General features: G+C 69.1%; 2 protein-coding genes. One reads left to right on the forward strand and one right to left on the reverse strand.

Translation table 11 applies throughout. The annotated features are described in order from the left end of the window. The coding region (locus tag C5F48_RS24085; RefSeq protein WP_146170769.1) for a zinc-binding dehydrogenase at positions 1 to 354 on the forward strand (354 nt) is incomplete at its 5' end. Between the two features lie 33 nt (positions 355 to 387). Here the strand turns inward: C5F48_RS24085 and C5F48_RS24090 are convergent. Continuing rightward, positions 388 to 1031, reverse strand: a 644-nt coding sequence (locus C5F48_RS24090) for an EAL domain-containing protein (protein WP_107666160.1), incomplete at its 5' end; no start/stop codon positions are given.

The following is a 1031-nucleotide window of genomic DNA, read 5'->3' on the forward strand; positions in this document are numbered from 1 at the left end:
GGCAAGGTCTGGGAGGCGGTCTTCCCGCTGCTGAACACCTATGCCCGGGTGCCGGTCTGCGGGCTGATCGCGCAGTACAATCTGGGTGATGCGCCGCCCGCCGGCCCCGACCGGCTCCCCAGCCTGATGCGCCAGGTGCTGACCCGCAGCCTGACGATCCGCGGCTTCATCCAGACCGAATTCGCCGACCAGCGCCCGGCCTTTCTGGAAGAGGCCGCGGGCTGGATCGCCTCCGGGCAGCTGCGCTACTGCGAGGATATCGTCGACGGGCTGGAGAACGCGCCAGAGGCTTTCCGCGGGCTCTTGGAGGGCCGCAACTTCGGCAAGCTGGTGATCCGCGTCGCGGGGGAGTGAGCGACGCGCCGCCCCGGCTGTAGTCGGGGCGGCTCAGACTGGGAGGACAGGCTCGGCCAAGGCTTCGAAGGCCGGGCGGGCCAGCAGGTAGCCCTGCATCAGCGTCACGCCGAGATCGCGCAGCGCGCGGTATTCGTCCAACGTCTCGACCCCCTCGCAGATCAACGTCACGCCGAGATCCTCCATCATGCGCACCAGATGGCCGACGATGTCGCGCCGCACCGGGTCGCGGTCGATGCCGCGGATCAGCTGCATGTCCAGCTTCGCGATGTCGGGCTTGAACCGGGTCAGCAGCTCCAGCCCGGCGTAGCCCGCGCCGAAATCGTCGACCGCGGTGAGGAAGCCGATCTCGCGGTAGGCCCTGAGGATGCCCAGCAGGTGCTGGGCGTCCAGCCGCTCGTCCTCGGTGAATTCGAAGATGATCCGGTCGGGCGGCAGGCCGATACGCTCCGCCGCGGCCAGCGTCTGGCGGATGCAGGCGCGCGGCTCGTAGACAGCGTTGGGCATGAAGTTGATCGACAGCTTCGCGAGGGTTGAGCCAAGCCCGAGCTCCGCCGCCAGCCCGATGGCCTTGACCCGGCACTGCTGGTCGAAGGCATAGCGGTTGTCGTCGGTCATCTGCGCCAGCACGCTGGCCGCGGAGTTCCCGCCCATGCCGCGCACCAGCGCCTCATGGG

It is taken from the genome of Cereibacter changlensis JA139, from assembly GCF_003034985.1.
Taxonomy (GTDB): Bacteria; Pseudomonadota; Alphaproteobacteria; order Rhodobacterales; family Rhodobacteraceae; genus Cereibacter; species Cereibacter changlensis.